24 protein-coding genes are annotated in these 23627 nt (G+C 72.4%); 12 read left to right on the top strand and 12 right to left on the bottom strand.

The genetic code is table 11. The features are described from left to right. Positions 1-53: 53 nt before the first annotated feature. Together ACZ4VW_RS09925 and ACZ4VW_RS09920 are read left to right on the top strand one after the other, a co-directional pair. Positions 54-1556 carry an FUSC family protein gene (locus ACZ4VW_RS09925; RefSeq protein WP_467960814.1) on the top strand — a complete coding sequence of 501 codons (1503 nt, stop codon included), beginning with the start codon at positions 54-56 and terminating at the stop codon, positions 1554-1556. Between the two features lie 105 nt (positions 1557-1661). Beyond that, positions 1662-2708: a lactonase family protein gene (locus ACZ4VW_RS09920; RefSeq protein WP_467960385.1), complete on the top strand. Its 1047-nt coding sequence runs from the start codon at positions 1662-1664 to the stop codon at positions 2706-2708. Between the two features lie 78 nt (positions 2709-2786). Here ACZ4VW_RS09920 and ACZ4VW_RS09915 read toward each other — a convergent pair whose 3' ends face one another. Together ACZ4VW_RS09915 and ACZ4VW_RS09910 are read right to left on the bottom strand one after the other, a co-directional pair. Then, positions 2787-3704, bottom strand: coding sequence for a sirohydrochlorin chelatase (locus ACZ4VW_RS09915; protein WP_467960383.1), 918 nt, complete (start codon positions 3702-3704; stop codon positions 2787-2789). A gap of 87 nt (positions 3705-3791) precedes the next feature. Further along, entirely contained in the window at positions 3792-4775 is a 984-nt protein-coding gene (locus tag ACZ4VW_RS09910; protein WP_467960381.1) for an N-acetylglucosamine kinase, read from the bottom strand. Between the two features lie 89 nt (positions 4776-4864). On the opposite strand from ACZ4VW_RS09910, the gene ACZ4VW_RS09905 reads away from it, so the two are divergent. Next, the gene (locus ACZ4VW_RS09905; protein ID WP_467960379.1) at positions 4865-5542 is read left to right on the top strand and encodes a uracil-DNA glycosylase; all 678 of its coding nucleotides are present in this window, start codon (positions 4865-4867) and stop codon (positions 5540-5542) included. A gap of 53 nt (positions 5543-5595) precedes the next feature. Here ACZ4VW_RS09905 and ACZ4VW_RS09900 read toward each other — a convergent pair whose 3' ends face one another. Together ACZ4VW_RS09900 and ACZ4VW_RS09895 are read right to left on the bottom strand one after the other, a co-directional pair. Beyond that, positions 5596-6681, bottom strand: a complete 1086-nt coding sequence (locus tag ACZ4VW_RS09900) for a WD40/YVTN/BNR-like repeat-containing protein (protein WP_467960377.1) — start codon at positions 6679-6681, stop codon at positions 5596-5598. 141 nt (positions 6682-6822) lie between these two features. Further along, positions 6823-7905, bottom strand: a complete 1083-nt coding sequence (locus tag ACZ4VW_RS09895) for an NADH:flavin oxidoreductase/NADH oxidase (RefSeq protein WP_467960375.1) — start codon at positions 7903-7905, stop codon at positions 6823-6825. A gap of 125 nt (positions 7906-8030) precedes the next feature. On the opposite strand from ACZ4VW_RS09895, the gene ACZ4VW_RS09890 reads away from it, so the two are divergent. Beyond that, entirely contained in the window at positions 8031-8378 is a 348-nt protein-coding gene (locus ACZ4VW_RS09890) for an ArsR/SmtB family transcription factor (protein WP_467960374.1), read from the top strand. Between the two features lie 115 nt (positions 8379-8493). On the opposite strand, the gene ACZ4VW_RS09885 is transcribed toward ACZ4VW_RS09890, so the two are convergent. Further along, positions 8494-9864, bottom strand: coding sequence for an FAD-dependent oxidoreductase (locus tag ACZ4VW_RS09885; RefSeq protein ID WP_467960372.1), 1371 nt, complete (start codon positions 9862-9864; stop codon positions 8494-8496). Positions 9865-10112: 248 nt separating this feature from the next. Next, on the bottom strand, positions 10113-10763 hold the full coding sequence (locus tag ACZ4VW_RS09880; RefSeq protein ID WP_467960370.1) for a DUF305 domain-containing protein: 651 nt from the start codon (positions 10761-10763) through the stop codon (positions 10113-10115). Positions 10764-10956: 193 nt separating this feature from the next. Between ACZ4VW_RS09880 and ACZ4VW_RS09875 the strand changes: the two genes are divergently transcribed. Next, positions 10957-12489, top strand: coding sequence for an LVIVD repeat-containing protein (locus tag ACZ4VW_RS09875; protein ID WP_467960368.1), 1533 nt, complete (start codon positions 10957-10959; stop codon positions 12487-12489). Here ACZ4VW_RS09875 and ACZ4VW_RS09870 read toward each other — a convergent pair. The 4 genes from ACZ4VW_RS09870 to ACZ4VW_RS09855 all read right to left on the bottom strand — a co-directional run bounded on the left by ACZ4VW_RS09870 (position 12465) and on the right by ACZ4VW_RS09855 (position 15740). Continuing rightward, entirely contained in the window at positions 12465-13193 is a 729-nt protein-coding gene (locus tag ACZ4VW_RS09870; RefSeq protein ID WP_467960366.1) for a TetR/AcrR family transcriptional regulator, read from the bottom strand. The genes ACZ4VW_RS09875 and ACZ4VW_RS09870 overlap by 25 nt on opposite strands. A 129-nt stretch (positions 13194-13322) precedes the next feature. Beyond that, on the bottom strand, positions 13323-14000 hold the full coding sequence (locus tag ACZ4VW_RS09865; RefSeq protein WP_467960364.1) for a phosphatase PAP2 family protein: 678 nt from the start codon (positions 13998-14000) through the stop codon (positions 13323-13325). A gap of 45 nt (positions 14001-14045) precedes the next feature. Then, positions 14046-14981: a M56 family metallopeptidase gene (locus tag ACZ4VW_RS09860; protein ID WP_467960362.1), complete on the bottom strand. Its 936-nt coding sequence runs from the start codon at positions 14979-14981 to the stop codon at positions 14046-14048. 201 nt (positions 14982-15182) lie between these two features. Then, on the bottom strand, positions 15183-15740 hold the full coding sequence (locus tag ACZ4VW_RS09855) for a DUF5134 domain-containing protein (RefSeq protein ID WP_467960360.1): 558 nt from the start codon (positions 15738-15740) through the stop codon (positions 15183-15185). 145 nt (positions 15741-15885) lie between these two features. Between ACZ4VW_RS09855 and ACZ4VW_RS09850 the strand changes: the two genes are divergently transcribed. Then, positions 15886-16437 (top strand): GNAT family N-acetyltransferase, encoded by a 552-nt coding sequence (locus ACZ4VW_RS09850; protein WP_467960358.1) that lies wholly within the window; start codon positions 15886-15888, stop codon positions 16435-16437. A 127-nt stretch (positions 16438-16564) separates the two neighbouring features. Here ACZ4VW_RS09850 and ACZ4VW_RS09845 read toward each other — a convergent pair whose 3' ends face one another. After that, positions 16565-17248 carry a glycerophosphodiester phosphodiesterase gene (locus tag ACZ4VW_RS09845; protein WP_467960356.1) on the bottom strand — a complete coding sequence of 228 codons (684 nt, stop codon included), beginning with the start codon at positions 17246-17248 and terminating at the stop codon, positions 16565-16567. Positions 17249-17603: 355 nt separating this feature from the next. On the opposite strand from ACZ4VW_RS09845, the gene ACZ4VW_RS09840 reads away from it, so the two are divergent. From ACZ4VW_RS09840 to ACZ4VW_RS09820, 5 genes are all read left to right on the top strand, one after another. Continuing rightward, positions 17604-19010, top strand: a complete 1407-nt coding sequence (locus ACZ4VW_RS09840; RefSeq protein ID WP_467960354.1) for a DUF6421 family protein — start codon at positions 17604-17606, stop codon at positions 19008-19010. A gap of 29 nt (positions 19011-19039) precedes the next feature. After that, positions 19040-19798 carry an SDR family NAD(P)-dependent oxidoreductase gene (locus tag ACZ4VW_RS09835; protein ID WP_467960352.1) on the top strand — a complete coding sequence of 253 codons (759 nt, stop codon included), beginning with the start codon at positions 19040-19042 and terminating at the stop codon, positions 19796-19798. Beyond that, on the top strand, positions 19795-20886 hold the full coding sequence (locus ACZ4VW_RS09830) for a threonine aldolase family protein (RefSeq protein WP_467960812.1): 1092 nt from the start codon (positions 19795-19797) through the stop codon (positions 20884-20886). The genes ACZ4VW_RS09835 and ACZ4VW_RS09830 overlap by 4 nt, the downstream gene beginning before the upstream one ends. Positions 20887-20962: 76 nt before the next feature. Further along, a complete protein-coding gene (locus tag ACZ4VW_RS09825; protein WP_467960350.1) occupies positions 20963-21541 on the top strand; it encodes a transglutaminase-like domain-containing protein in 579 nt (192 codons plus the stop codon). Positions 21542-21554: 13 nt separating this feature from the next. Beyond that, entirely contained in the window at positions 21555-22256 is a 702-nt protein-coding gene (locus tag ACZ4VW_RS09820; RefSeq protein WP_467960348.1) for a B3/B4 domain-containing protein, read from the top strand. 40 nt (positions 22257-22296) lie between these two features. Here the strand turns inward: ACZ4VW_RS09820 and ACZ4VW_RS09815 are convergent, their stop codons facing one another. Further along, positions 22297-23019, bottom strand: coding sequence for a lysophospholipid acyltransferase family protein (locus ACZ4VW_RS09815; RefSeq protein WP_467960346.1), 723 nt, complete (start codon positions 23017-23019; stop codon positions 22297-22299). A gap of 219 nt (positions 23020-23238) precedes the next feature. On the opposite strand from ACZ4VW_RS09815, the gene ACZ4VW_RS09810 reads away from it, so the two are divergent. Next, the gene (locus ACZ4VW_RS09810; RefSeq protein ID WP_467960344.1) at positions 23239-23619 is read left to right on the top strand and encodes a TlpA family protein disulfide reductase; all 381 of its coding nucleotides are present in this window, start codon (positions 23239-23241) and stop codon (positions 23617-23619) included. The last annotated feature ends 8 nt before the right edge of the window (positions 23620-23627 follow it).

Below are 23627 nucleotides of genomic sequence, written 5' to 3'. Positions count from 1 at the left end.
GTAGGACCGTCGTAAGGCAGGTGCGGGCGGCCGGGCGCCGGTTCGTCCGGCTGGTGTTCGTGGCCCCCGATCCGGGCCGTGTCCGGCTCCGGATCTCCTCGCGCGCCGTCCTCGGCGTGTGTCTCGCCGTCGCCGCGGCCGAGCTCGCCGGGCTCTCCCTCACCGCCTCGATCACCGGCGGTCTCACCGCGCTGCTCGCGCTCTTCACCGTCGGCGACCCCACCGTGCGCCGGCAGGTCGTCACCACCGCCCTGCTGCCCGCCGTCGGCTTCCCGGTGCTCGCCCTGGCGACCGCGCTGCACGGCGCGCCCCTGCTGCGCGACGCCTCCTGGCTGCTCGTCGTCTTCGCGGGCGTCTACGCACGCCGCTGGGGCCCGCGCGGTCACGCACTGGGCATCTTCGCGTTCATGATGTTCTTCGTCACCCAGTTCCTGCACGCCCTGCCGGCGCAACTGCCGGAGCTGTACGCGGCGGTCGCCCTCGCTCTCGTGGCCTCCGGCGCGGTCCGCTTCGTGGCCTGGTGCATCGAGCGGCGCGTCCCGCCGCCCGCCGCGCCCACCCCGCTGCCCGGCACGGGCTTCCACCGCCCCACCACCCGGCAGGCGTTCCAGGCCACCGCCGCCTGTGCCGTCGCGCTCGCCGCCGGCCAGTTCATCTCGCACGAGCGCTGGTACTGGGCCGTGGGCACCGCCTGGTGGATCTTCGTCAACACCGCCTCGCGCGGCGAGACGCTGGTCCGCGGCTTCCGCCGGGTCGTCGGCACGGTCACCGGCATCGCCGCCGGCCTCCTGATCGCCATCCCGCTCGGCGGCGCTCCCGCCCCGACCGCCGCCCTGGTCGCCGTGTGCGTCTTCGGCATCTTCTACACCGCTCCGCTCTCGTACAGCTGGATGATGTTCTTCGTGACCGTCATGGCCGGGCTGCTGTACGGACTGCTCGGCGTCCTGCACCCCGGCCTCCTGCTGCTCCGCTTCGAGGAGACCGCCGTCGGCGCGCTCGGCGCGGCCGTCGGTGTCGCCCTGCTGCCCGTCACGACGCACGCCGCCACCAACGCCTGGATCGAGCGGGCCGTGACCTGTGTGCACGACTGCACCACGGCCGCGGCCCGCCGGCTCGCCGGCGACCCGCACGCCGACCCCGCGCCGCTCGCCGCCGAGCTGGAGGTGCTGCTCGGCCGGGTCCGGCTCTCGCTGGCGCCCCTCGTCCACCCGCTGAGCCCGCTGCGGGCCCGCAAGGCCCGCGCCCGCCGGGTCCTCGCCCTGCTCGACGACTGCGCCCGCGAGATCCGCGGACTCGCCGCCGTCGCCGCCGACCCGGACGCCTCCCACGACGCCCGGCTCGCCGCCGCCTGCTGGCGGGTCGAGGCCGCCGTCCACGCCCTGGTTCCGCCGGCCCGGCCCGCACGCCCCGCCTCGGAGACGGTGGAGGCCCTGCCACCCCACCACCCGGGCGCCGAGGCGGCCCTCGGCCACCTGTACGGGCTCGAGAGGGCGCTGGTCGACCTGGCCGCACCGCTGCGCACGGCGCCGAGCGCCCCGCTGGTCCCGGCCGCCTGAGAACGCGCCCCGCCACGTGATCCAACTTGGTCTAGACCGCCTGCTAACGTCGGCCCCGACGAGCGGGCGGTCGGCCGTGACCGCCCGGCGGAGAGGGGAGACGCCATGGGCGGCACAGACGCGCGGGAACCGGTACGGGCCTTCATCGGATCGTTCACCTCTGCCGGTGGCCGCGGCATCGTCACCGCCGACGTGGACGCCTCCACCGGCGCCCTGACCGTCACCGGCGCGACCGACGCGCTCCCGGATCCGTCCTTCCTCACCCTCGCCGGCACCGTGCTGTACGCCGTCTCCGAGACCGAGGACGGCGCCGCGGCCGCCTTCGACGTGACCGGAGCCGAACCCCGGCTCCTCGGCGCTCCCTCGTCCGTACGGGGCGCCGGGCCCACCCACCTCGCCGTCGCCGCCGGCCATGTCGTCACGGCCAACTACGGCTCCGGCAGCGTCACCGCCCTGCCCATCGGCCCCGACGGCACCCTCGGGCCGGCCGGCGACGTCGCCCGGCACGAGGGCTCGGGGCCTGTCGCCGACCGCCAGAGCGCCCCGCACGCCCACCAGGTCCTGCCCGCGCCCGGCGGCCCCTGGGTCACCGCCGTGGACCTCGGCACCGACTCCGTACGGATCTACGCCCTCGACGGCGGACCCGGTGCCCTGCGCCCGCACGGGCGGACCGCCCTGCGCCCCGGCACAGGGCCGCGCCACCTCGCCTTCCACCCGGACGGGACCCACGCCTACGTCCTGCACGAGCTGGAGCCCACCCTCACCGTCTGCCGCTGGGACGCGGTCGCCGGCGCCCTGGAACCCGTGGCGGAGACCGCCGTGGTCCCCGGAGGCGCCCCCGCGCCGAGCCACCCCTCGGCGGTGGCCGTCGCCCCCGACGGCCGCTTCCTCTGGGCCGCCGTGCGCGGTGACGACACCCTCGCCGTCCTCGCCCTGGACCCGGACGGCGAGCGGGCCGTCCTCGTCGCCACCGTGCCCTGCGGCGGGCGGTGGCCCCGCGACCTCTCCCTCGACCCCTCGGGGCGGCGGCTGTACGTGGCCAACGAGCGCTCCGGCGACGTGACGTGGTTCGACATCGACGCGGAGAGCGGCATTCCGCGCCGCGCGGGCGCGATCGAGGCCCCGGCCGCCTCCTGCGTGGTCCTCGGCTGAGGCCGGAGGCGTACGGCGAAACGGAAGGGCCCGCACCGGACATCTGCCGGGCGGGCCCTTCCGTATGGCGTGGACCGATCAGACGACCGGGGCCCCCTGCTGCGGGGCGATGCCCAGCGCGGCCGTGTACTGCGAGAGCACCAGCTTGCCGATCGCCGGGTAGGCGCCCAGCGGCTCGGCGGCGGCACAGTCCGCCTCCTTGGCGGCCGCGTCGAGCAGGCCGTCGGCCAGCTCGGGACCGATCAGGTACGGCGCGAGCGCCAGCTGTACGGAGCCGGAACCGCGGAGCTGCTCGGCGATCGCCGTGATGGAACCCTCCTGGTCCAGCGCGGCGGCCATCACCGGGACGGCCAGGCGCGCGGCCAGGAGCATGCCGGTGATGCCGGCGGCCTGCACGGCCTCCTCGCCACCGACCGTGGCCAGCACGATGCCGTCGGCGGCCGTGGCCACCGTGAAGAGCCGGGCGCGGTCGGCGCGGGCCAGACCGGCCTCCGACAGGCGCACGTGCAGGGCCTCGGCGAGCAGCGGGTGCGGGCCGAGGACGTCCGTCAGCTCGGCGACGTTGCCGCTGTCCATCACGGCCTGGCGGATCCGGCGCATCAGGGCACTGTCCGGGCCGGCCAGCAGCGGGACCACGACCGCGGCGGGGCCCTCGGGGGCGCTGACCTCACGGCCGGCGGCCATGGCCAGCTCGTACCGCTCGGTGCGCAGCGTCTCGGCGCGCGTCAGCACGTTTCCGAGGGTGGGGAATTCGGCGTCGTCGCCGTCCAGGTAGCCGATCACGGCCTCCAGGCCGGGCAGCTCGGAGCGGGCGATGCTCACGACCTCCTCGGCCAGCGACCGTATGGCGGCCGACGGCGTACCGGGGACGGCGAGAACGAGCGCGGGAGCACCCTCGGGAGCCGCCACGGGTTCGGGGCGACGGTGCCGTCCGGGCTGACGGGGTCGCGGCATTCGTACAGGCAGGCCGGAAGCAGGCCCAGTGGGGGAGCTCATGGCGCCGCATGTTACTGGTTTCGCCCGCCGCGCAGTGCGGTGAGGTGCAGCAGAGCGTCATCTGCCCCTCTTTGTCCGAACCGTCGTTTACCGGGTCAATTGCAGCAGCCGCGGTTCGGCCGGCAGCCGGAGCGTGTCCGTGGCCAGCCAGGCGGCCAGGGCGAGCGATCCGGCGAGCGGATCCCCGGCCGCCGCCATGAGGCGGGCGTGCGGCAGGTGGGCGTCAAGCTCCTCCCGCAGCGGTACGAGGAGCGGGTCTCCCATCTTGAACAGGCCGCCCGTCAGCGCCACGTCGGGGGCGCCCGTGGGCGGGCACACGGCGGCCGCGGCCTCGGCCACATGCGTGGCGGCCCGCCGCAGGATCCGCGCCGCCACCTTGTCTCCGGCCGAGGCGCAGTGCGCGACCTCGGGGGCGAAGGAGGCGAGCACGGCGGGCCGGTCGGATCGCGGATACACCGCCGCCGGCAGTCCCGCGGCGGGACCGAACCGCTCCTCGGCCCGTGCGAGCAGCGCGGGAGAACCACCGTGCCGCCCGTCGAAGGCCCGCATCGCCGCTTCCAGGCCGGCCCGGCCGATCCAGGCGCCGCTGCCGCAGTCGCCGAGCAGGTGGCCCCAGCCGTCCGCCCGGCGCCAGGCGCGCAGATCCGTACCGAGCGCGATCAGGCCCGTGCCGCCCGCGACCACGGCTCCGGGGCGCTGGCCGAGGGCCCCGGCGTACGCGGTGACGGCGTCGGCGGCCAGCGCCAGGCGTCGTACGCCGAGCTCCCGGCCGAGAGCGCCGGGCAGTACGGCGCGCAGCTCGTCGCCGAGCGTCGCCATGCCGGCGGCGCCGACCGCCAGGGCGACGACGGGCCCCGCCCCGGCACGGCCCCGCATCGCCTCGACGGCGGGCAGCACCTGCGCGAGGAGAGGGGCCGCCTCGATGCCCAGGGGACCGGTCGGCACGGGCTCACGGGACGCCACGCTCTCCACCGCGACCCCGTCCGCGGCCCGCCCCAGGGCGATCCGCAGCCCGGATCCGCCGGAGTCGACCCCGACCACCCAGGAGTCGGGGCTGGGGAGATGCCTCATGGACCCGCTCCGGAGATGAGAGGAGTGACGACAGCGCGCAGCCTAGCCCCGGTTCGGGTGACTACGGTGGGCCGGTAGGGTGATCTTCCGTGGCAGCGAGACCGTTGAGTGAACTGGTGGAGCCCGGCTGGGCCGAGGCGTTGCGTCCCGTGGCCGGTCGTGTCGCGGCGATGGGTGACTTCCTGCGCGCGGAGATCGCGGCGGGACGGACCTATCTGCCGGCCGGACAGCACGTCCTGCGCGCCTTTCAGCAGCCCTTCGACGAGGTGCGCGTGCTGATCGTGGGTCAGGACCCCTATCCCACACCGGGCATGGCCATCGGCCACAGCTTCGCGGTCGCGCCCGAGGTCCGCTCCCTGCCCGGCAGCCTGGAGAACATCTTCCGGGAGCTGAACACCGACCTCGGCCTGCCCAGGCCCTCCAACGGCGACCTGACCCCGTGGACCCGCCAGGGCGTGCTCCTCCTCAACAGGGCCCTGACAACGGCCCCCCGCAAGCCCGCCGCCCACCGCGGCAAGGGGTGGGAGGAAGTGACCGAGCAGGCCATCCGCGCCCTCGCCGCGCGCGGAAAGCCGCTGGTCTCGATCCTCTGGGGCCGGGACGCCCGCAACGCCCGCCCGCTCCTCGGCGACCTGCCGGCGATCGAGTCCGCCCACCCCTCCCCGATGTCGGCCGACCGGGGCTTCTTCGGCTCCCGCCCCTTCAGCCGCGCGAACGACCTCCTGGTCCGCCTCGGCGCGCAGCCGGTGGACTGGCAGCTTCCCTGAGGCTGTCGCCGGCCCCGCCCGTGGTCAGCCGCGGGTGGGGTACGCCGGTCCGCTCATCCGACCACCGCCGCGCGCACGCACAGCACGTCCGGCAGATGCTCGGCGAGGAGTTGCCAGCTGTCGCCGTCGTCGGCGCTGGCGTACACCTCGCCGTTGCGGTTGCCGAAGTAGACGCCCGCCGGATCGCCGTCGTCCGTGCACATCGCGTCCCGCAGCACCGTGCCATAGTGGTCGCCCTCCGGCAGGCCCGCCGTCAGCGCCTCCCAGCTGCCGCCGGCGTCACTCGTGCGGTAGACCCGGCAGCGACGCCCTGCGGGCACCCGGTCCTCGTCCGCGTTGATGGGGAACACATAGGCCACATCGGGCCGATGGGGGTGCGCGGCGACCGCGAAGCCGAAGTCGGAGGGAAGTCCCGCCCCGATGTCGGTCCACTTGGCCCCCGCGTCGTCACTGCGGTACACACCCCAGTGGTTCTGCAGATAGAGCCGGTCCAGGTCGCCCGCGTCCTGCGCGATCTTGTGCACGCACTGACCGAACTCCGGGTTCGGATCCGGCAGGAAGACCGCGGACACCCCCTGGTTGGACGGGTGCCAGCTCGCCCCGCCGTCACGCGTGCGGAACACCCCGGCCGTCGACACCGCGACGGTGACCGCCTCCGGGTCGCGCCGGTCGGTCACGACCGTGTGGACGGCCTCGCCACCCCCGCCGGGCACCCACCGCGACCGGGTGGGGTGCTCCCACAGCGGACGCACCAGCTCGAACGACGCGCCACCGTCCTCGGACTTGAAGAGGGCGGCCGGTTCCGTGCCGGCGTAGACCACGTCCGGGGAGTGCGCGGGCGCGGGGTGCAGCTGCCATACCCGCTCCAGGGAGGCTCCCGTGTCCTTGGGGAACTTCACCGCCGGCTGGGGCGGTTCGGTCCAGGTGGCACCCAGGTCGTCGGAGCGGAAGACGGAGGGCCCCCAGTGCGAGCTGTCGCCGCCGACGAGGAGCCGGGGCGTGGAACGCCGGGTGTCGATGGCGACCGAGTAGATCGCCTGCGCGTTGAAATGGGGATCGTCGAACTCCCATCGGCCGTCGCGCCTTCGGCCGATGAACAGACCCTTGCGGGTGCCTACGGTCAGAACTACGTCGGGCATGGCCGACACCTCCAGGACGCCGTTGTCGCGGATACGGGCCAGTCTGCACCCCGCCACTGACAGCCGCCCCGGAACGCGCTTCTCCCCAGGTCGGAGGCGTGCCGCCGCGACCCGGGGAGACGTCGGAAGGGAGGGAAGGGCTCAGATCGCCCAGGCGTACTGGCTCGGCGCGTGGGTCTGGGCGCCCAGTTCGCGCGCCGCCCGGCGGGCCCAGGAGGCGTCGCGGAGCAGCTCACGCCCGAGCAGGACGGCGTCGGCCTCCCCGTTGGCGATGATCTTCTCCGCCTGCTCGGGTTCCGTGATGAGCCCGACGGCCGCGACGGCCAGGCCGGTCTCGGACTTCACCCGGGCCGCGAACGGCACCTGGTAGCCGGGGCCGACCGGAATCTCGGCGGGGCCGCCGTTGCCGCCGCTGGAGACGTCGAGGAGATCGACGCCGTGCTCCTTGAGCAGGGCCGCGAAGCGCACGGTCTCGTCCGGCGTCCAGCCCCGCTCCGCCAGCCAGTCGGTGGCCGAGATCTTGAAGAAGACCGGCAGCTCCTCGGGCCACACCGCCCGTACGGCGTCGACCACTTCGAGGGCCAGCCGGGTGCGGTTCTCGAAGGAGCCGCCGTACGCGTCGGTGCGGTGGTTGCTGTGCGGGGAGAGGAAGGAGCTGATGAGGTAGCCGTGGGCGCCGTGCACCTCGACGACCTCGAAGCCCGCGTCGAGCGCGCGGCGGGCCGCGTCCGCGAACTGGCCGACGATCTCGCCGATCCGGTCCGCCGTCAGCTCGACGGGCACCGGGTACCCCTCGGCGAAGGGGACCGGGCTCGGGCCGAGCGGCTGCCATCCGTGGTCGTCCGGCGTGACCACGCCGCGGCCCTCCCAGGGGCGCTGGGTGGACGCCTTGCGTCCGCCGTGCCCGAGCTGGATGCCGGGCACGGTGCCGTGCTCCTTCAGGAACCCGGCGATGCGGCGGAGCGCCCGGACCTGGGTGTCGTTCCAGATGCCGAGGTCGGCGGGGCTGATCCGGCCCTCGGGGGAGACGGCGGTGGCCTCGACGAGGATCAGGCCCGTGCCGCCGGTGGCACGGGAGGCGTAGTGGGCGAAGTGCCAGTCGTGGGCGACACCCGCGTTCGGTCCGGACGCCTCCGCCGAGTACTGGTCCATCGGCGCCATCCACACCCGGTTCGGGATGGTCAGCGACCGCAGGGTGTACGGCTCGAAGAGGGCGACGCTCATGGCGGACTCCGTTTCGGGGGACCTCGGTGGATGCTCGTACGATACCCATCGTAGTACGCCATCTGTCAAACTACGAAGGTTCTCGTACCATGAGGGCGTACCCCGGATGAACTGGAGCCGCCGCCATGACGACCGCGACCAACCCTCGGGTCCTGGACCATCCCGCACGGGAGGACATCCGCCTGGAGGGCGTGCTGCACGCGCTGTCGGACGCGGTCAGGCTGCGGATCGTCAGCGACATGGCGCGCGAGGGCACCGAGCTCAGCTGCTCCTTCTTCGACCTCCCGGTGACCAAGTCGACGACGACGCACCACTTCCGCGTGCTGCGCGAGAGCGGCGTCATCCAGCAGATCTACCGCGGCACCGCCAAGCTGAACGCCCTGCGACGCGACGACCTGGACGCCCTCTTCCCGGGCCTGCTCGACAGCGTCCTGCGGGCGGCCGGGGCGCAGGACGAGCGCCTCGGGGCGTGACACCGGTGCGGGCGCGGCCGTTCCGGGCTGGCGGCGTGCTCGGGCTCAGGGCGTCCTCGGGCTCAGGCCATTCCGGGCTCAGCCACCCGCAGGCGCGGGGGAGGGGGCCCCGGGCTCACGCCTCCTCGCGCGCGGCCGCCCTGAGCCCCGCCCAGTCCGGGATCTTCACCCGGCCGCGGCCGAGGGAGACGCCCAGGGCCGACTCCGCCCGCTCGATGGAGAGCCAGCCGGGCCAGGCGACCGGATCGTGCCCCAGGTCCCGCAGCGCCCCGATCGGGTCGGCCGGCACCGGTCGCGCGGACAGCTCCGCCGCGTCGGCCAGCAGAGAGGTCACCGTCTCCTTGGCGCACGGGCGGTTGGTGCCGATGACGCCCGTCGGGCCGCGCTTGATCCACCCGGCGACGTACTCGCCCGCCGAGGGCGCACCGTCCCGGAGCACCCGCCCCGCCTCGTTCGGGACGACCCCGCGGGTCTCGTCGAACGGCAGTCCGGGCAGCGCGATCCCCTTGTAGCCGACCGCCCGCAGGACCAGCTGGGCCTCGATCTCCTCGTACCGCCCCGTGCCCCGCACTCCGCCGGCTCCGTCCGGCTCCGTCCGCTCGAAGCGGACCGCGGTCACCCGGCCGTTCTCGCCGAGCAGTTCCACCGGCCGCAGGAAGAACCGCAGCCGGATGCGGCGCGCGGCCTCCGCGGCGCCCGCGCCCCCGGCCGCTTCAGCGGCGCCCGGCGCCCACCCGCGGACGACCTCGATGTTGCGCCGGTTGACCGCAGGCAGTGCCGAGGGGTCCGAGAACGAGGGATCCAGCGCCAGGTCCGCCGGTTCCACCTCCACCCGCACGCCCTCCAGAGCGCCCAGCTCCCGCAGTTCCTTCGTCGTGAACTTGGCCTGGCCCGGGCCCCGCCGTCCCACCATGTGGACCTCGCGGACCCCGCTGGCCGACAGGGCCGTGAGGGCTCCCTGCGGCACGTCCGTGGCTCGCAGCTCGTCCGCGCCCCGGGCCAGGATCCGGGTGACGTCCACCGCCACGTTTCCCACGCCGATCACGACCGCCGAGCGCCCGTCGAGGCGGAAACCGTGGTCCACGGCATCGGGGTGCGCGCTGTACCAGGAGACGAACGCGGTCGCCGAGTGGCTGCCCGCCAGGTCCTCGCCCGGCACCCCCAGCCGGCGGTCCCGCGCCGCGCCGACGCAGTACACGACCGCGTGGTACAGCTCCAGGAGCCGGGCCGGCGTCAGCCCCCGCGCCCCGACCTCCACATTGCCGACGAACCCGACGCGCTCGTCCTCCAGGACCACGCGCAGGTTCTGCTGCAGCGACTTGATCTTCTCGTGGTCGGGCGCGACGCCGTACCGGACCAGTCCGTACGGGCAGGGCAGCCGGTCCAGGACGTCGACCCGCACACCGGGCACCACCGACTGCTGGACCAGCGACTGGGCCGCGTAGACCCCGCTGGGCCCGGAACCGACGACAGCGACACGAAGCACGGCCGTACTCCTTCCCGCCGCGGGGATGCCCGCCGAGACGCTTTCCAGCATCGCACCGCAAGGCCCCGCAAGGGAGACGCCCGACGGGCCGGGTCGCCCGGACGGCCCCGGTCCCGGCCTCGCACGGCCTCGATCCCGCACGGCCCCGATCCCGGACCGCCCCATCGAGCGCACTCGGATCGAGCGCCCTGCTTCGGTCAGATCTCCGCCGAGCAGATCGCCGCCGAGCGGACCTCCGCCGAGCGTCTCTACATCGAGCGCATCCGGTTGATCTCCGACGTCTGCTGCGCGATGACGTCGTTCGCCATCTCCTCCACCAGGACGTTGTTCCCCTGCCCCAGCACCTCGGCCGCCATCGTCACCGCCCCCTCGTGGTGCGTGATCATCAGCTTCAGGAACAGCTCGTCGAACGCCGCGCCCTTCGCGTTCCGCAGCTGCGTCAGCTGGGACTCGGTCGCCATGCCCGGCATCGTGTGGTGGTCGTGACCGGCCTGCTCCCGCGGGCCGCCGTTGTTCTTCAGCCAGCCCTCCATCGCGTCGATCTCCGGCTTCTGCGCCGCGGTGATCCGGTCGGCCAACTTCTTGACCTGCGGCGACTTGGCCCGCTGCGGTGCCAGCGCGGTCATCGTGAGCGCCTGCCGGTGATGGACGATCATCATCTGCGCATAGTTGAAGTCCGCCGCGTTGGGCTTGTCGTCGGGCAGCAGCCGGGACGCCTCCGCGGGGGAGATCCGCCGCGCCGGTTCGCCCGGCTTGCCCGGGGCCACCACCGCGGGGCCGGTGGACGCCTCGGCCCGCGGCGCCTTCCCGTCCGGGGCCGACTCGCAGGCGGACAGCACCCCTATCGCCACGGCGCTCAGCGCGACGGCGACAGCTCCACGGATACGGCGGTTCAACAAGGCGTCCTCCAGGGGTGGTTCCGAGGGACCGAGGGACAAAGGGCGGGGCACCGTTCCTAGCATGCTTCTCAGGGGCGTCGAGCAAAAACATTCATTACATGTGTGTTGCCATCTGTTGAGATGTGCACGCTAAGGACGATACTGCCGGGGTCCATCACCCGTTCAACTTCGAACGGATACAAGGGAGGACGGAGTGACTTCGTTGCGTACCACGCGCATCACGCGTACCCCGCGCGCTCGGATCAGAGGGCTGGGTGTGGCGACCGCCGCGGCCGGACTGCTGGTCGGTCTGCTCGCGGCCGGCCCCGCGGCCGCCACGCCCGACCCGGGTGACGCCCCCGCGTCGCAGGGCACCGTCACCTCGGAACAGGCGGCCGAAGCCCGGTCCGCCATCCAGAGCGGCGAGATACCCGGCGTGGACCAGATCGTCCACAGCGACAACATCCAGCACCTGGTGAACATCCCCAAGGACGCTCTCAAGGGCACCAACTCCGACCTGGCCTTCCAGGGCAAGTACGCCTTCGCAGGCAACTACGACGGCTTCCGCATCTTCGACATCAGCGACCCGCGCGCCCCGAAGACGGTCGCCCAGGTCCTCTGCCCCGGATCACAGAACGACATCTCCGTCTCCGGCAACCTCGTCTTCCTCTCCACCGACTCCTCCCGCAGCGACAACTCCTGTGCCAGCGTCAGCCAGCCGGCCACGGAGAAGTCCTCCTGGGAGGGCATGAAGATCTTCGACATCAGCGACATCACCAACCCGAAGTACGTCGCCGCCGTCGAGACCGCCTGTGGCTCCCACACCCACACGCTGGTGCCGAAGAAGAAGGACGTGTACGTCTACGTCTCCTCCTACTCGCCCAACGCCGCGTTCCCGGACTGCCGGCCTCCGCACGACGGCATCTCGGTCATCAAGGTGCCCCGCAAGGCGCCCGAGCAGGCCGCGATCGTGAGCTTCCCCGTCCTGTTCCCGGGCGAGGGCCCGGACGGCGGCGGCAACCCGGGGTCTCCCACCAACCCCGGTGTCTCCAAGACCACCGGCTGCCACGACATCACGGTGCTGCCGAGCAAGGACCTCGCGGCCGGCGCCTGCATGGGTGACGGCATCCTCTTCGACATCGAGGACCCGGAGCACCCGAAGGTCATCGACCAGGTCCAGGACAACGTCAACTTCGCGTTCTGGCACTCGGCCACCTTCAACCAGAAGGCCAACAAGGTCGTCTTCACCGACGAGCTCGGCGGCGGCTCCGGCGCGACCTGCAACGAGGCCGTCGGCCCGAACCGCGGCGCCGACGGCATCTACGACATCGTCGGCAGGGGCGACCACCGCGAGCTGGTCTTCCGCAGCTACTTCAAGATCCCCCGCCACCAGGCGAACACCGAGAACTGCGTCGCCCACAACGGCTCGCTGATCCCGGTCAAGGGCAAGGACCTCATGGTCCAGGCGTGGTACCAGGGCGGTGTCTCCGTCTGGGACTTCACCGACTCCGCCAAGCCCAAGGAGATCGCCTTCTTCGAGCGCGGTCCGCTCTCCGCCACCACCATCAGCACGGGTGGTTCGTGGTCCGCGTACTACTACAACGGCTACATCTACTCGAACGACATGGCGAAGGGCTTCGACGTGCTGAAGCTCGACGACCGTCGTACCGACCCGGCGAAGCGCGTCCGGATGGACGCGCTCAACGTCCAGACCCAGCCGGACTACTTCGACGACTTCGAGGACTGAGCCCTCGAGGCCGTCGACGACCGGGCCTGGGAGGGCTGAGCCCTCGAAGGCTGAAACGGCACCCGGCTCCGTAACGCGGACGCCGTGAAGGGCATGCCGTCGGGCGGACCCCCGTCCGGCGGCGTGCCCCGCTCCCAGTCCAGCCCGTAGCGGTGGAAGAGCTCCGCCCGCAGCCGCGCCATCGGCATCGGTGCCCCCGGCAGGAGCACCGCCACGACGGCGCCCATCAGCAGCGCACGCAGCAGCGGATAGTCCGCGTCGACGTTCGCCGAGCCGTAGCGCGTCACGGTGTCCCGCAGCAGGAGCGCCAGCCGCTGCTGCTCCGGACACTGGACGAACCCCTCGGCCTGCAGGATGCCGGCCATGTGCGTCCGCATGAGCGTGGGGTGGTCCACCGCCAGCCCGAGAATCGCGTCGATGGCCCGTGCCATCCGCTCCCGGCCGTCCTCGGTCCGCGGCTCGCGCTCCAGCGCCTCCTCGAGCGTGCGGTGCATCAGCCGGTGCACGGCCGACTGCAGGAGCTGACGCTTGCCGGGGAAGTAGTACGAGATCAGACCCCGTGCCGCCCCCGCGCGCTCGGCGATGTCGCCCAGCGTCGTCGCCTCGTACCCCCGCTCGGAGACCAGCTCGACGGTCGCCTGCAACAGCCGCTCCCGAGAGCGTCGCCGAAGCTCTTCATTGACCGATGGGCTACGCGGGGACATGCTGGACTCCTGCGTTGACTGGCTCGCAGCCAATATACTCAGCGCAGCCTGCTGTCGCGCCGTCGTGGCTGGTCAGCGGGTTTGCCGTCTGTTCTGGGCGACGCGGGGGATCGTCCAGGACAGGCGGCTTCATCGCGTCTCCTCCATTCTCCTCCGCCCCGGGCCCGCCGGACCGTCCCGTCCGGTGCCCCGGCCGTACCTGCGGAACGTCAGGATCGACACCGCCACGACGAGCCAGCCGAGCAGCCAGCCGGCCACCACGTCCGACGGCCAGTGCACCCCCAGGTAGACCCGGGTCCACCCCACACCGAGCACCGTCACCAGAGCGGCCACCGCGGCCACGCTCCAGCCGCGCCAGTGCTCCCGCCAGTGCAGGGCGAGCACCCAGAGCAGCAGCCCGGAACTCAGGGCCGCCGTCATCGCGTGCCCTGAGGGGAACGACGCGAAATGCGCGGAGTCGACCGGATCCGGCCAGCCGGGCCGCTCCCGGTCCACCGCCCACTTCGTCCCCTGCTGCACCGCCGCCGCCACCAGACAGGCCACCGCCAGCCACAGGGCGAGCAGGCGCTCGCGCCGGCACCACAGGACCACCACCGTGACGGCGATCAGCGCGCGCATCGTCCACGGATCCCACACCCAGTCGCTCAGGATCCGGTTCAGCTGCGTGAACCCCGGCTCGGTCACGGCGCTGCGGTGCAGTTCCTCCGACACCGACCGGTCCAGCGAGAGCAGTGGGGGCCAGCCCACGGCCACGAGGACGAGCAGCAGTACGGCCAGGGCACCGGAGACCACGGCGGAGGAACGCATGAACCGATCTTCCCCGAACGACGCGACGGCACGCCGGAGTCCCGACTATCCGAGCACCCTCAGGGCGGGGACGAAGGCCACCAGGACCGGCACCACCGGAACGAACGCCGCCGTCGCCGTCAGCCGCAGCCGCCGTCCGGCGGTGAGTCGCGGAGCGGCGGCGAGGAGTCGGTTCACCCGCTGGGGCAGATCGGCGTCCGCGGCGGTGCCGGGCCCGAACACCCCGCGTTCCTCGTTGAGTTCCACCAGCGCCAGCGCGATCGTCAGCCGCCCGAACCGGCGCGAGGCGACGTCGTCGGCCGCGAGCTCCACCAGCCGGTGCATCTCGCCCCGGAACGCCGCGAAGACCGGAATCCCCGGGAAGCCTTCCGCCAGCGCCCCCGAACAGTGCAGCAGCCAGTCGTGGCGCGCCCGGGCGTGTCCCTGCTCGTGCGCGAGCACCGCGTCGAGCTGGCGGCCCTTCAACCGGCGCAGCGCCGCCGTGGTGATGACCAGTTGCGGCGCGGCGCCCGGCAGCCACCAGGCATCCGGACGCTCGCCCTCCAGCACGACAAGACGCTCGTTGTCCGGCTCCTCGCCCGGCAACAGGGGCGCGCGGACGAGCAGTTCGCAACGGCGCTGCCGCCGGCGCGCCCGGGCGCGGCTGATCTCCCGGCCGAGCATCGCGCCCGTCCACAGTCCGCCGCAGGCCAGGAGCACCGCGAGCACCCCCGACCAGGGGTGGTGGGTGCCCAGCTCGTACGCCTCGATCACCCCGCGCGGCGCGGGCGCGAAGACCTGGCCCCGTACCACCTGCCAGGCTGCCGCGGCGCTGAGCGTCATCGACAGCGCGAAGCTCAGCAGCACCGCCGCCACCACGCACTGCCACATCCACAGGGCCACCACGGGCTCGCGTTCCGCCCAGTCGGACCGTGCCAGCAGCCGTGGGGCCACGGCGGCGGTCAGGACGCCGAGCGCGAGCAGCGCGAGGGAGACCAACATGGTGACCAGCCTATGAGGGCCGTGCTACCCGGGGGTATGGCCTGGCGCGCCAAGTGACGTACGCCACGGTTTCGGGGCGGCCAGGTCATCGGCTGCACGGCGTCGGACGGCTGCACGGCGTCGGACGGCTCCATAGCGTCGGACGGCCCCGCGGCATCGGGCGGGTTCACAGCGGCGGACGGCTCCACGGCGTCGGGCGGTTCACAGCGTCACGAGCATCGCCAGCATCGCGAGCGCCATCGACAGCCGGCACACCAGCGCGAACTCCGGCCGGCTCGCCCAGACCGCCGGCGGGCCGCCCGCGGGCACCGTCACCGGCACGAGCCGCGCCCCCGCGCGGAGCACGTACACGGCGTAGTAGACGAGGAGCGCGCCCGTCACGAGGGGTACGCCCGCGGTGCCCCCGGCCGCGTGCCCGCCGTGCGCCCCCTGGGCGGGGACGGCCATCGCCACCGCCATGTAGACCATCGCCGAGGACCCCAGCAGATGGTGCAGATGGTGGCCCCCGCGCCGTACCGCCGCCAACGCGCGCACGGCCGCCGGACCGAACACGGCGACGTACACGGCCCAGGACCAGGACGGCGGCGTGAGGACGGCCGCGGGCAGCGCCATGGCCGCCATGCCGAAGCCCATCACGGCCTCGCTCCCCGCCGCCCTGCGCTCCTCACCCGCGCACCTGCGCATTCTCAACAGGCAGTACACCCCGCTCGCCCCGCACAGCGTCAGCAACAGCCAGCCCGACAACGCCGGTCCGTGCACGGCACACCTCCCGTGGGTCTCCCGGGGGTCGATGCCCGCGCGCGGTCCGACGTACGCGAGCGCACAGGCGTACGCGGGGGGAGCACGCCCATGGGGCGTTACGCTCGGGGAGATCGTCAGCGCCCCGAGGGGAGACCCGAACACCATGGACACCGCCACATCCCAGGACACCGGCCGGATCACGTACCGCGACGCGGTCGAGGACGACGTCCCGGTTCTCGTCCCGCTCGTCGAGTCGGCCTATCGCGGCGACTCCAGCCGGGCCGGCTGGACCACCGAGGCGGACATCCTGGAGGGGCAGCGGACCGACGCCGAGGGGGTGCGCGCCGTCATCACCACCCCGGGCAGCCGCCTGATGGTGGTGGAGCGCGACGGCGAGGTCGTCGCCTGCTGTCAGCTCGAACACCGGGGCGACGCCGCCTACTTCGGCATGTTCGCGGTCCGCCCCGAGCTCCAGGGCGCCGGACTGGGCCGCGAGATCATCGCCGAGGCGGAGCGCCGGGTCCGGGAGATCTGGGGCGTGAGCGAGATGCACATGACGGTGATCTCCGTACGCGAGGAGCTCATCGCCTGGTACGAACGGCGCGGCTACCGCCGTACGGGAGAGACGACCCCGTTCCCGTACGGCGACGAGCGCTTCGGCGTCCCCCAGCGGGACGACCTGCAGTTCGAGCTCCTGGTGAAGGCGCTGGTCTGAGAGCCGCCGATCAGGCCCTCGGCCGTGACGCGGGCCGTGGGCCGCGACGCAGGCGGTGGCTCAGGCGGTGGCTCAGGCGGTGGTTCAGGCGGTGGTTCAGGCGGTGGTTCAGGCGGTGGGCGGTGGCTCAGGCCGTGAAGCGGCCGGTGCGACGGATCTCCGGATAGTCGGTCGTCGCGCCGTCCAGCTCCAGGGCGCGCGCGAGCCGCAGGTGGTCCTGCGTGTTCACCACCCAGCCGATGACCCGCAGACCCTCCTGGTGCGCGCGCTCGACGGTGTCCAGGGTGAGGTGCCGGATGTTCAGGACGAGGGCGCCGGCGCCGGCGGCCTTCGCCCGGTCCACGAGGTCGGCGCCCCACAGGTCCGCGACGAGCGCGGTCCGTACGCCGGGGACCAGCCGGGCGATCTCCACGAGGGCCTCGTCGTGGAAGGAGAGGACCTCCACGCGCCCGACGAGGTCGCGCCGGTTCAGCACCTCGGCGAGCGTCCGGGCGGCGGCCACGTCCTTGATCTCGGCCTGGAGCGGGGACCGCACCGCGTCCAGGACCTCTTCGAAGACGGGGACGCGCTCGCCGGCGCCCGCGTCCAGCTCGCGCAGCTCGGCGAGGGTCTTCTCGGCGATGGCGCCGCTGCCGTCGGTGGTCCGCCCGACGTCGGCGTCGTGCATGACGACGAGTGCGCCGTCCTTGCTCAGATGGAGATCCAGCTCGATGACGTCCATGCCGGCCTGCTCGGCCCGGACGAAGGAGCGCAGGGTGTTCTCGGGCTCGACGCCCATGACTCCGCGATGACCGATGGTGAGGAAACTCAAGATCTTCTCGCTTCCGTCGATGTCCCGGCCCGTCGGTGTCCGGGCCTGGTCCGGGTCCCTCCGGGCTCCCGGTGCGGCTCGTCGCGCAGCCTAATGACTTCGACGCGAGAAGGAAGCGCACGCGCGCGGGGCGTCGGAGGCAGCCGCTCCGCAGGCCGGGCGCTCCCCGAAGGTTCTGCGGACGGGGAGGTGTCACCTCTGTCGCGGCGGATGCGCTTGCCTCAACCCTCCCTGACGGGAAAATTCACGGTGACCATGGGGGTGTCGCAGGATAATTTCTCTTCCTCCTCTTGTCTGAAGGAACCGCGGACCGATACGGTGTCTTGACGCAAGGTTCTCCTGTGAAGGAAGAGGCATGACGGAAATTCTTGTGCAGGACGTGACCGGTGGGGGGATATCCACCGCTGCTCCGGTGATCGAACACCCTGCCTGGCCCGAGCTCAAGAATGCCGTGGAGGAGATCCGGCCCTGGCAGAGCAAGGACGGGTCCATCGACTTCGAGGCCGAGGGCGCGCCGAACCGCGCCCTCGTCGAGCTCGCGGTCGACCGCATCGTGGCCGCCGTCGAGCAGCTCTCCCCGCTGCTCCCGCACGACGCCGCGTACCACCAGGCGCTCGTCGCCGACCTGCGCAAGTGGGTCGAGGGCGGCTTCGGGGTCCCGGACTTCCTGGACTCCCTGCTGGCCTTCCAGCCGGCCGCCGACCGCCGGGACGGGCTCCAGCACCTGGCGCTCTTCCCGATGTACACGCAGAACGGCAACCCGGACCGCAACCTCGAGGCGGTCGTGCTGCGCATGGTCTGGCCGGAGTGGCTCTCCGAGCTGGAGCGCACCCGCTACGACAACCCGCTGTTCTGCGGCATCACCTTCGAGGACTTCACCGCCGGTTACGACACCAACTCGGCCGTCCTCTTTCCCGAGACCATCGCCGTGCGCGAGGCTCCCGAGCGCTTCAGCTGGGGCGGCATCTTCTGCGACCGCGAGGCCGCCCGCTTCCGCAAGGTCACCGAGGCCGCCGTCGACATCCTCGGCATCGACCTGCCCGAGGACATCGCCGCCATGGTCCGGGACCAGAAGCGCTGCGAGGCCGCCTTCGTGCTCTGGGACATGGTCCACGACCGCACCCACAGCCACGGCGACCTGCCCTTCGACCCCTTCATGATCAAGCAGCGCCAGCCGTTCTGGATGTACGGCCTGGAGGAGCTGCGCTGCGACCTCACCGCCTTCAAGGAGGCCGTGAAGCTCGAGGCCGAGGGCAACGCCCACGGCCGCGACGTGCAGTACGCCGTCCTCTTCGACCGGATGTTCCGCTTCCCGGTCACCGGCGACCGCAACCGGAACTACGACGGTCTGGGCGGTCAGCTCCTCTTCGCGTACCTCCACAAGCACGACGTGGTGCGCTGGACGGACAACACGCTCAAGATCGACTGGCAGCGTGCCCCCGAGGTCACCAACCAGCTCTGCGGTGAGATCGAGAAGCTGTACCGCGAGGGCATCGACCGCCCCAAGCTGGTCCACTGGTTCAAGGCGTACGACCTCGTCTCCACGTACCTCGCTCCGCACCCCGGCTCGCGCTGGGCCAAGGGCCCCGACGCCCTGGACCTCACCCTGCCGCCGCGCAAGCTCGTCGACGACGTGCTTCCGGACGAGTTTCCGCTCAGCATGTTCTATGAGGCCCTGTCCAAGAAGCTCAAGGACGTGATCGCCTCGACCAAGGGCATCACCGCCGCGAACGCTTCGCGGACCGAGCAGGCTGCCGCGTGAACTCAGTCACGGAGGAGGAGGGGACGACCATGAACGGCAACGGAAACGGCGGGCCGCTGGAGGGCGCCGTCATCGCGGTCGCCGGAGCGGCCGGTCCAGCGGGGCGGGCGACCCTGATGCGTCTCGCCGACGCCGGCGCCATCGTCGTCGCCTCGGACGCCGACCCGGCGCGCCTGGCCGAGGCGGTCGACGCCGCCCGGTACGCCCACGGCGGTGCCACGGTCGTCGGTGACACGGTCGACCTCTTCGACCTGGGCGCCGCCCGGGAGTGGGCCGACAAGACCGAGAAGGAGTTCGGCCGGATCGACGGGCTCGTCCACCTGGTCGGCGGCTGGCGCGGCAGCGCCTCCTTCGCCGACAGCGACCTCGCCGACTGGGCCTTCCTGGAGAAGCTGCTCATCCGCACCGTCCAGTCCACCACGCTCGCCTTCCACGACCCGCTGCTGCGCAGCGACCGCGGACGCTACGTGCTCATCAGCGCCGCCGGCGCCTCGAAGCCCACCGCCGGAAACGCCGCCTACGCCGCGGCCAAGGCGGCGGCCGAGGCATGGACGCTCGCCATGGGGGACGACTTCCGCAAGGCGGGGGGCGACGCCGGTCCGAAGGCCGCGGCTGCCATCCTGGTGATCAAGGCACTGGTGCACGACGCCATGCGCGCCGAGCGCCCGACCGCGAAGTTCGCGGGCTTCACCGACGTCAAGGATCTGGCCGACGAGATCGCCGCCGTCTGGGAGCGGCCCGCCCAGGAAGTGAATGGACAGCGTCTGTGGCTGACCCCCAAGCCGTGACCGCGGCACTGCCCGCCAGGACCGACGCGCGTCGTCACCACGACCCGTCGGTCCGGGGCTTCGCCAGCGACAACTACGCGGGAGCCCACCCGGAGGTGCTCGCGGCCATCGCTCTCGCCAACGGCGGCCATCAGGTCGCCTACGGCGAGGACGACTACACCGGGCACCTCCAGCGGATCATGCACAGCCATTTCGGCCCGAGCGCCGAGGCCTTCCCGGTCTTCAACGGCACCGGTGCGAACGTCACCGCCCTGCAGGCGCTGACCGATCGCTGGGGTGCGGTGATCTGCGCCGAGTCCGCGCACATCAACGTGGACGAGGGCGGTGCGCCGGAGCGGATGGGCGGCCTCAAGCTGCTCACCGTGCCGACCCCGGACGGCAAGCTGACCCCCGAGCTCATCGACCGGCAGGCCTGGGGCTGGGAGGACGAGCACCGGGCCATGCCGCAGGTCGTCTCGATCACCCAGAACACCGAGCTGGGCACGGTCTACACCGTGGACGAGATCCGGGCGATCGTCGAGCACGCCCACTCCAAGGGCATGAAGGTCCACCTCGACGGGGCCCGGATAGCCAACGCCGCCGCCTCCCTGAACGTGCCGATGCGGGCGTTCACCAACGCGGTGGGCGTGGACGTCATCTCGTACGGCGGGACCAAGAACGGCATGCTGTTCGGCGAGGCCGTGGTCGTCCTCAACCCCGACGCGGTCAGTCACATGAAGCACCTGCGCAAGCTGTCCATGCAGCTCGCGTCCAAGATGCGCTTCGTCTCGGTCCAGCTGGAGGCGCTGCTCGCCAAGGACCTGTGGCTGCGCAACGCCTCCCACGCCAACGCGATGGCGCAGCGCCTCGCCGCCGGCGTGCGGGAGGTGGACGGGGTGGAGATCCTCTACCCGGTGCAGGCCAACGCGGTCTTCGCGCGGCTGCCGCACGAGGTGAGCATCCGGCTCCAGAAGCGCTTCCGCTTCTACTTCTGGGACGAGGCGGCCGGCGACGTGCGCTGGATGTGCTCGTTCGACACGACGGAGGACGACGTCGACGCCTTCCTCCAGGCACTCAAGGAAGAGATGGCGCACCAGGACGTTCGCTGAACGTCCCTCCTGCATAGGTATGCGGTCGACTGGAAATCAATTGACTCCGGTCGGCCGCATTCCTACGCTCTGGCGCATGGAACTGATTCAGCAGGAACCGGACCTCTCCGCCTACCTCGCGGCGGACGAGGTCGTCGATCACGGGCACCCGCTCGTGCGCGAGATCGCCGCGCGCCTGCGTGCCGACCACCCGGACGCGCCCTCGTACGCGAAGGCCGCCTTCGCGTACGTGCGGGACACCGTCCCGCACTCCTTCGACACCGGCGACGCGCGGGTCACCTGGCGGGCCTCCGACGTCCTCGCGCAGGGCACCGGCATCTGCTACGCCAAGTCGCACGCGCTCGCGGCGCTGCTGCGCGCGGAGGGCATCCCGACCGCCCTCTGCTACCAGAAGTTCGAGGTTCTGCACGGGCTGGTCGCGGTCCGGATGCCGGGGGAGCGGACCTGGCACCGGCAGGATCCGCGGGGCGGCGAAGCGGGCAGGGAGGCGGAGTTCTCCCTGGAGCGGGAACGGCTGCCCTTCGTGCCGGACCCGGAGTTCAATGAAGTGGACTCGCCGGTACTGTACGCTGTACCGCATCCGGCGGCACTGCACGCCCTGCGGTCGGCGCGGGACGTGTCGGAGCTCGCCCGGATCCTCCCGACCGAACTCTGACGCAAGGACCGCGATGCCTCTCACCCTGACCGTGTCCGACGAGGTACGCACCCTCGTGCCCGGCTTCACCCATCTCGCCGTCGAGGCCCACGGTTTCGTCAACGGCCCGAGTGACGAGGCGAGTTCGGCGCTGCTCGACGAGGCGGGGCGGCGCCTCGCCGAGCGCCTCGGCGGGCTGACCCCGGATCAGGATCCGCACGTCGCCGCCTGGCGCGCGGCCTACTCGGCCTTCGGAGCCAAGCCCTCACGCACCCGTAACTCCGCGGAGGCGCTGGCCAGGCGGGCACTCGCCGACGGCGGGACCGGCGGACTGCCCCGCATCAACCGGCTCGTCGACGCCTACAACGCCATCAGCGTCGCGTACCTCATCCCGGTGGGCGGTGAGGACCTCGACAAGATCGAGGGCGGGATGCGGCTCGTACGGGCCACCGGTGACGAGCCGTTCGTGACCATGGCGGGCGGCGAGGAGACCGTGGAGCACCCCGAGCCGGGGGAGGTCGTCTGGTGCGACGAGGCGGGCGTCACCTGCCGTCGCTGGAACTGGCGCCAGGGACCGCGCACCCGGATCGACGACGACACCGTCAACGCCGTCTTCCTGCTGGAGTCGCTCACGCCCATGACGCGGGAGGAACTCCTCGCGGCCGGCGCCGAACTCGCGGAGTCCCTGGAGAAGCTCAGCCCCGGGGCGCGGATCACCGTCCGCGACCCGGGGTGACGCTTCGTCCGCCGGCGTCCCCGGCGAGCGGGGCGAGCGGTCAGCCGGCCTCTTTGACCTGGGCCGGAGTCGGAGCCGTACCCCCGAGGTGCGCGGGCACCCACCAGGTGTCGCTCGCGTCCTTGGGGCGTACGGGATAGGCGCGCTGCGCGGCCTCGAGAAGCTCCTGGACGCGCTCGCGCAGACGCCGGGTGATGGCGCCCGCGAACTGGTCCGCCGGCGCCTCCATCGGCTCGCCCACCCGGATCGTCACCGGGATGTGGCTGCGCTTGAAGTTGCGCGGACGGCCCTTCGTCCAGACCCGCTGCGTCCCCCAGAGCGCCATCGGGATCAGCGGGACGCCGGCCTCCTGGGCCAGGCGCGCCGCACCGGACTTGAAGCTCTTGAGCGTGAACGACTGCGAGATGGTCGCCTCGGGGAAGACGCCGATGATCTCCCCGGCCTTCAGCGACTCCAGCGCGTGCTTGTAGGCGTGCTCGCCCTGCGAGCGGTCGACGGGGATGTGCTTCATGCCGCGCATCAACGGCCCCGACACCTTGTGCCGGAAGACCGAGTCCTTCGCCATGAAGCGCACCAGGCGCTTCTGCGGCAGCGCGGCCAGGCCCGTGAAGATGAAGTCCAGATAGCTGATGTGGTTGCTGACGAGCACCGCCCCGCCCGTGCGCGGGATGTGCTCCGAACCCTGCGTGTCGATCTTCAGGTCGAGCGCCTTGAACATGGTCAGTGCGGCGCCGACGACCGGCCGATACACGAGTTCTGCCATCTGAGGGGAACCCCTTCTTCTGAGCCCGGGGAGGTCCTCCCGGCGAAAGTTACGCGGCCGTAGGTTTTCGGCTTTGGGCCGATCGTGCCCCATGTGGGCCCCCGTGACCAGTCCTGACGGCTTCGCAGGGGGAGATTCTCGTCACGCCCGGTGGCCATGGCGGGAATCGAACGGTGGCGTGGGACGCTGCACAGGGGAGTGGAGAGCAGGGAGTACGAGATGGGGCAACAGTCGCCGGACATCGAGCCGGGCGCCGGCCCGGGCGCGGGCGCGGTGCCGGGCGCGGGCGCGGACCTGGGCACGCTCGGAGCCGGGAGCGGGGTCGAGCTGGGGGAGCGGGCCACCCTCGTGCAGTTCTCCACGGCCTTCTGCCAGCCCTGCCGTGCCACGCGCCGCACGCTGACCGAGGTCGCCGGGATGATCGAGGGCGTGGATCACGTCGAGATCGACGCCGAAGAACGTCTCGATCTCGTACGACGGCTCGGCATCGTCCGCACCCCCACCGTCCTGGTCCTGGACAGCGCCGGGCGGATCGTCGTCCGCGCGGCCGGCCAGCCCCGCCGGGCGGACGTCATCGCCGCGCTGGGACGAGCTCTCTGACGCGGTGA

The sequence above is a fragment of the Streptomyces sp. NPDC029139 genome, from assembly GCF_055564335.1.
Note: the sequence above shows the minus strand (reverse complement) of the source record. Positions and strands in the feature narration are given on the sequence as shown.